The sequence below is a fragment of the Rhodospirillales bacterium genome (genome assembly GCA_028824295.1).
GTDB lineage: Bacteria > Pseudomonadota > Alphaproteobacteria > TMED109 > TMED109 > VXPW01.
Genome location: JAPPED010000022.1, coordinates 104,763 through 111,404 on the forward strand (window position 1 = coordinate 104,763; position 6,642 = coordinate 111,404).

General features: G+C 65.5%; 7 protein-coding genes. 2 read left to right on the plus strand and 5 right to left on the minus strand.

All coding sequences use genetic code 11. The features are described from left to right. Positions 1 to 19 precede the first annotated feature (19 nt). The gene (locus OXH60_09925; GenBank protein MDE0712435.1) at positions 20 to 841 is read left to right on the plus strand and encodes a hypothetical protein; all 822 of its coding nucleotides are present in this window, start codon (positions 20 to 22) and stop codon (positions 839 to 841) included. A gap of 81 nt (positions 842 to 922) precedes the next feature. Here OXH60_09925 and OXH60_09930 read toward each other — a convergent pair whose 3' ends face one another. The 5 genes from OXH60_09930 to OXH60_09950 all read right to left on the minus strand — a co-directional run bounded on the left by OXH60_09930 (position 923) and on the right by OXH60_09950 (position 5,862). Then, complete coding sequence (locus OXH60_09930) at positions 923 to 1,168, minus strand: MoaD/ThiS family protein (GenBank protein MDE0712436.1); 246 nt, start codon at positions 1,166 to 1,168, stop codon at positions 923 to 925. Positions 1,169 to 1,176: 8 nt separating this feature from the next. Continuing rightward, complete coding sequence (locus OXH60_09935; GenBank protein ID MDE0712437.1) at positions 1,177 to 3,474, minus strand: xanthine dehydrogenase family protein molybdopterin-binding subunit; 2,298 nt, start codon at positions 3,472 to 3,474, stop codon at positions 1,177 to 1,179. Between the two features lie 3 nt (positions 3,475 to 3,477). Beyond that, a complete protein-coding gene (locus tag OXH60_09940) occupies positions 3,478 to 3,954 on the minus strand; it encodes a (2Fe-2S)-binding protein (GenBank protein ID MDE0712438.1) in 477 nt (158 codons plus the stop codon). Beyond that, positions 3,954 to 4,817: a xanthine dehydrogenase family protein subunit M gene (locus OXH60_09945; protein ID MDE0712439.1), complete on the minus strand. Its 864-nt coding sequence runs from the start codon at positions 4,815 to 4,817 to the stop codon at positions 3,954 to 3,956. Before OXH60_09945 ends, OXH60_09940 begins: the two co-directional genes overlap by 1 nt. A 526-nt stretch (positions 4,818 to 5,343) precedes the next feature. Then, on the minus strand, positions 5,344 to 5,862 hold the full coding sequence (locus OXH60_09950) for a hypothetical protein (protein ID MDE0712440.1): 519 nt from the start codon (positions 5,860 to 5,862) through the stop codon (positions 5,344 to 5,346). A 545-nt stretch (positions 5,863 to 6,407) separates the two neighbouring features. On the opposite strand from OXH60_09950, the gene OXH60_09955 reads away from it, so the two are divergent. Beyond that, positions 6,408 to 6,642, plus strand: a 235-nt coding sequence (locus tag OXH60_09955; protein MDE0712441.1) for a thiosulfate sulfurtransferase, incomplete at its 3' end; no start/stop codon positions are given.

Sequence of the window (6,642 nt, forward strand, 5' to 3'; positions counted from 1 at the left end):
CAAGAAAGGAGAACAACGCATGCCCGGTAATCACGCGACGAGCAATACCGGCGGGCCATCGTCCCGACCCGGTTTCATGGCCAACATGACTCTGGAGCGATTCGCGGCCCTCATGAACACGGTCTGGACGATCCGAATAGTCCTGTCATGCGCCCTGCTGGCGGTGGTGGTGATCCCCCATCTGGCGAGCTCTCCTGCAGCCAACGTTCCGAACCCAACGAGCTTGACATCGCTTGAGGCGGCGGCAGTGGACGTCGCCAGGATGGCTGCCGAAACGGAGACGGAACTCGACCGTTTCCTGCGCGAGCCCCGCCGGGTCCTCGCCCATCCCGGGATCCATCGTCAGCTGCTGGCCGACATCAAGGCGTACAGCAGCCAGATCAAGCGGCCGGAAATGACGGCCTTTGAAGCGCAGGAACCATCTCCCTGTATCGCTGAGGTTGAGCAGGACGAGATCGACATCAAGACTGCAGCCGCAATGGTGCCGGACGGGCCCACGGCCAAGTCGCCCCGGACAACAGGCTTATCGTGCAGCAGCCATGTTGCCGGGCAGCTCAAGATCGATGCGAGTTCTTCCGTGGAACCGATCGCCGACTGGGGCACATCGGACTCCCCTCAGTGTGGCGAGGGTCGCGAACTTCCTACGATTTTCGCCAGCTGGGAAACATCGACAGCGGCACCAGCCCCAGCCCGTGCGCAGGAGCCCGAGCACGGGAGGCTCGAGGACTCAACGCTGAACCGGGGGGCTGGTCGAGGCTGGATCCGGCTGTCGCACGCCGCGCCCTCCAGCGGGGTTCATCGCGACCTTCGATCAGACCATGGCATTTGTTTCGTGCGTTGACGGGCCAGCGAACTCACCCTGCAGGGCCTTGGGCATCGGTCCATGCAGGGATCCGTTCCTCGCGAACTGCCTTGTCCCGTGTCAGCCGCCCGCGATCTTCGGCATCAGATACACCTCGCTGTCCGGGCCGACTGGCGAAAAGAGCGCATCCTGGTGGATCTCGCCGTCGATGGCGACCGCAATTCCTTCATCAAGGTGTGGGGCGAGCGCGGGGTAGCGCTCGCCCAACCGGTTGAGCAGGTCACGCACGTTCGAAGCGGGAATGTCCGCCTCGGTGTCGTCACCAACGAGGTGGCGAAAGTTGCCGGTGAAGACCACGCGCGCCATGGGATCGGTCAGGCCGCCTCGGCGATGCGGGCATCCTCCAGCGCTTTGAGGACCCTGGGCGGGGACATCGGCAAGTCCATGAACCGCATTCCCAGCGCGCCTTCCACGGCGTTGGCGATGGCGGCCATGGGCGGCACGATCGGCGTCTCCCCGACGCCGCGGACCCCGTACGGATGTGTCGGGTTCGGAACCTCCACGATGACCGTGTCGATCATCGGAACGTCCGAGCAGACGGGAATCCGGTAGTCGAGGAAACCGGGGTTCTGCAGCCGCCCCTTGTCGTCGTAGATGTACTCCTCGTTCAGGGCCCACCCTATTCCCTGGACGGCTCCACCCTGCAGCTGCCCTTCGACATAGCTCGGGTGCACCGCCGTTCCGGCGTCCTGGATGACCGTGTAGCGCTCGATCGTCACTCTGCCGGTCTCGCGGTCGACGTCCACGTCGACGATATGCGTTCCGAAGCTCGGCCCGGCGCCTTGCGCGTTGATCTGTGCCCGACCAACGAACGGTCCACCGGTCTTGCCGGCGAGCCTCGCAAGGTCGGCCAGGGATAGCGGGTCGAACTCACCGGCGTTGGACCCGGCGGGGCGCGCCTCGCCATCGGCCCATTCCACCGCGTCGACCGGAATGTCCCAGACCTTCGCAGCGCGCTCGCACAGCTGCCGGATCATGTCCTTTCCTGCCTCGACGACGGCCATCCCGCTGGCGAACGCAGTCCGGCTGCCGCCGGTCAGGAAGGTGTAGCCGAGTGTGCTCGTATCGCCGATCAGGGGACGGATTCGTTCGACGTCCACGCCCAGTGTTTCGGCTGCCTGCAGGCACAGCGACGCGCGCGAGCCCCCGATATCGGGTGTCCCTGCGACGAGGGCGATGGTGCCGTCCTCTCCCAGATTGAGCGTCGCACAGGTTTCGCCGCCGATGTTGAACCAGAAGCCGGAAGCAACCCCTCGGCCCTGACCCGGCTTGAGCGGGGCGCGGTAGTGGTCGTGCGCCTTTGCCTGCTCGAGCGTCTCGACCAGCCCAACCGGCCCGAACGTCGGACCATACGCGGCCTTGGTGCCTTGCTTCGCCGCGTTCTTCAGCCGGAGCTCGACGGGATCCATCCCGATCCGCTTGGCGAGCTCATCGACGACGGACTCGACCGCGAATTCAGACTGCGGAGCACCCGGCGCACGGTACGCGGCCACCTTGGGCCGATTGACCAACACGTCGTAGCCGACGACCTTCACGTGGTCCAGGTCGTACGGGGCGAACGCGCACATACAGCCCGGCTGGACCGGCGATCCCTGGAAGGCCCCGGCCTGATATTTCAACACGGCCTCCCCTGCCGTAATCCGACCCTCGTTGGTCATCCCGATCTTGACCCACACGCGGGTACCTGCGGCAGGACCGGAAGCCCGGAACACCTCCTCGCGAGACATGGTCATCTTCACGGGCTGCCCGGACTTGCGCGACAGCATCAGTGCCACCGGCTCCAGGTATACGACGGTCTTGCCGCCGAACCCTCCGCCGATTTCGGAGGCGGTGACCCGAAGCTTCGATACATCCATGCCGAGGAGCTTCGCGCAGTGCCCCCGGACCACGAAGTGGCCCTGGGTGGTGCACCAGAGCTCGGCCTGCCCGTCCTCGGAATAGTTTGCGATGCAGGAGTGAGGTTCGATATAGCCCTGATGCACGGGCTGCGTGCTGAACTCGCGCTCGATGACGATGTCGGCTTCCGCAAACCCCGCGGCGACGTCGCCGAGCTTGAATTCCACGACCTTGGCGATGTTGGAGGGTTTCGTGGGGGCCGGTTCGACACCAGCGGTGATCATGTCCTCGTGCAGCAGCGGTGCGTCCGGCGCCATCGCATCGACGACATCAAGGACGTGCGGGAGGACTTCGTAGTCGACGTCGATCAGAGCCAGCGCCTCTCTCGCCACCTTCTCGCTGACAGCCGCCACCGCGGCGACCGGATGTCCCTCGAACAGCGCCTTCTCGCGCGCCATGACGTTCCGGACCACGTCACGGTAGTTGACCAGCATCTCGCCGGCCGGCACGAATTCGGAAGAGAGGTCGTTGAAATCGTCGCGGGTGACCACGGTCTTCACGCCGGGCAGCGCCAGGGCCGCAGACGCATCGATCGACCGGATTCGCGCATGCGCGTGCGGGCTTCGGAGCACCTTGCCCACCAGCATGTTCGGGAGATGGACATCGGCCCCGAACCGTGCGCGGCCGGTCACCTTGTCGACACCGTCGGGCCGCACCGGCCGGGTTCCGATCCACCGGGTAGCCCCGTTTGCCTTGCCGTTTGAAGTAGCCGCCATCGGTCAGCCTCCTCGCATCTCTTGCGCCGTGTCTAACACGGCACGCACGATCTTGTCATAACCGGTGCAGCGGCAGAGATTGCCTGCCAGCCAGTACCGGACCTCGATCTCGGTCGGATCGGGGTTGCGCTCGAGCAGTGACTTCGCGGCCACCAGGATGCCGGGCGTGCAGACCCCGCACTGAAGCGCCGCGTGCTCGAGGAATTTTGTCTGCAGCGGGTGAAGCTGGTCGCCGTTGGCCATTCCCTCGATCGTTTCGATGGAATGCCCCTCAGCCTCCACGCCGAGCATCAGGCAGGCGCACACAAGGCGGTCATCGACGATGACGCTGCACGCGCCACAGTCGCCCGAACCGCAACCTTCCTTGCTGCCAGTGAGGTAGAGTTCATCTCTCAGTACATCGAGCAGGGTCTGCTCGGCGTCACACAGGAATTCGACCGGATCCCCGTTTACGGTCGTCGTGACGTGTGCCTTGGCCATTATCGCGCCCCCTTAGCCCGCTGGGCGGCAATCTTTGCCGCTCGTGTCGCGAGTACTCCCGCGACCTTGGTTCGGTACTCGACCGTGCCCCGCTTGTCGTCAATCGGACGACAGGCCGCACTTGCCGCGGCAGCCATGTTCTGCAGGGCTGCGTCGTCGCATTCGGTGCCGACAAGGGCCCGACCCGCCTCTTCAACGAGGATTACAGTAGGTGCGACGGCACCGAGGGAAACCCGGGCAGTGGCGCAGCGTCCATTGTCGTCAAACGAGAGGTTGACCCCGGCGCCAACGACCGCGATGTCCATCTCGGTGCGGGGAATGAAACGCAGGTATGCGTCGGCCGAACGCGGTGGCCGTTTCGGAAATTCGAATGCGACGACGAATTCGCCGTCGTCAAGAGAGAGCTCGCCAGGTCCCGTGCAAACCTCTTCGACCGGCACGCGGCGCTCGCCGCCCGGACCCGCGATCCTGCACGTGGCAGCGGCGGCCACCAGGGCAGGCACGGTATCTGCCGCCGGCGATGCGTTGCAGAGATTGCCGGCCAAGCTGGCCCGGCCCTGGATCTGGGTCGAGCCAATGAGCTCGGTCGCTTCGACCACGCCCGGCCACATTGCCTTGGCAGCCGCGTGCTCTCCCAGCTCAGCGCCTGTGACCGCAGCTCCGATGACGAGCCTGCCGCCTTCTTCGCGAATCTCCCGGGTTTCGTCGATTCGCTTGATGTCGACGACGAGTTCCGGCGCGATCATGCCGGCACGGAGCTGGACAAGCAGGTCCGTGCCTCCCGCCAGCACGCGACCCCGCGGGCCACCGCCCGCGAGGAGCTTCACCGCCCCTTCGATGGTTTCGGGTGCCTCATACCGCACTCACAACCTCCCCACTGACTTCTGCTGGTGCAAGGCGCGGTCCCGCCCGCTGCCTCCGATGTTCCGGAAGTCCAATGAAGCATCCGTCTTCGGCGCTGTGCCCGGAGATGGCCGCAGGTGTACGGGAAAGCGTTCCAGCGGCGGCACCATACCATGCCGGACGACCAGCCGTTGCGCTCAGAGGCCGCACGCCGGCTATCCGTCTCCACGCACAAGCAGGGAACACCGAGCGCCTGCGGTTCCGGTCCGAAGATCGTGTCAAGACGATGCGGACTTCCGATGCGGTTGAGCGCCGCGACCACCTGTCTCATGGTGGTCGAAGAAGGAAACCAAGCTGGACGCATGAACTGCCGCAACGGCAGAGGCCGGGCTGCTCCTCCCTGATCGGAAGCCGGGGCGGCTGCCACCCGACGGAAGTCACGGTGCTGCGCAGTGACGCGCCGGGTGACGCCGGTGACGGTTGCCGTGGTTCGTCTGCCGAGCGCGATAGCTGCCGCGCCACGTGCCTGCGCGAGAAACCCTTCGGTCAGGCCTGCGAATGCGCCACCTGCTCGCGCGGGTCGACGGGACTGAAGCGGCGCCGGCCGACGTTGTCCATGTTGACGCCTTCCACCCGCAGCAGCTGGGTCGCGCCCTCGCGCCGAGGCGAATGGATGTCCCCCTCGTGGTAGACCACGGCCTGGCCCGGACGCAAACGATACTGTCGCACCTTCTCGACATGTCCGGGCGACACTTCCTGCCATTCGATCATCTCGGTCTCGCCGGCAACCTGTCCATACACGGCCCAACTCGGACCGTGGTCGTGGGGTTGGCTGTTCGCGACGCCCAGGTGCACATGCGCCAGGATGCAGAAGCCGAGCTCCGGATCTTCGTAGAGAATCTTGCGCACATCCTCCATGCCTGGTCCGAGGTGGGTGTGCACAAACTCCGGATCGGCACAGGCCCTCTCAATGAACTTGCGGACCTCCTCTCGCCCGGTTTTGCCCGGGTCCCGCCGAAGTGACTCCCGGCAATCTACCGCGAGTTGCTCAAGCTCGTATGTCATGGCCGTCTCCCCGCGAACGCTTCGCCGGCATCGAGGCGAGATCGCAGTATGTGTGGCAGGTGAAAACGGCGTCAATGCGTCCCACACAACCGCGTGGGTTGACCATGTCGGGAGACCCCACGGTAAGGGCAGCCACGTGGCGGTTCGTCCGCATGCGTCCGGGATGATTCCGCTCCGCCATGACGGGTTGCCCCAGCCTTCGGAATTGAACCCAGCTTGCGGTCGATGCCCTCGCGTCGGTCGTGACCTTGAAGCCGCGCAAGTCCGGTATCCGTGCGTGGGCAACGGCTCACCCGTTGGTCCGGGACCACGGCGGAAGGCATCGGAGGGCTGGCGGTTGTCGCCTGATCAAGGTGGAGCCGGGGGTTCCTGCGCGCATTCGAGTACGGGATGATGCACGGGGCGACGCGTCTTGCCTTGACCTGCTCTCCTGCCTGCGTGCTCGCGCCCGCTGGATTTCCTTGGACCCGCCATTCGAGAGGTCACCGGATGCTGATGCACACACGGGGTCGACGGATCATCCCGACCTGGACCGGAATCACGTCGTGACGCGGCAACTGTCGCAAGCAGGCATGCGGGAGTTGCTCTCGGGACCGGGCGAATTCGCGTTTCTTGACGTGCGCGAGCAAGGGGTGCATGCGCGCGGGCACCCGTTCCACGCGTGTTCGGCGCCGCTTTCGCATCTGGAAGCGATGGTGGCCGATCTCGTACCCCGCCGTACGGTTCCGGTCGTCCTGTTCGACAGTGGCGACGAAGGCCTTGCCGATCGGGCGGCGGGCA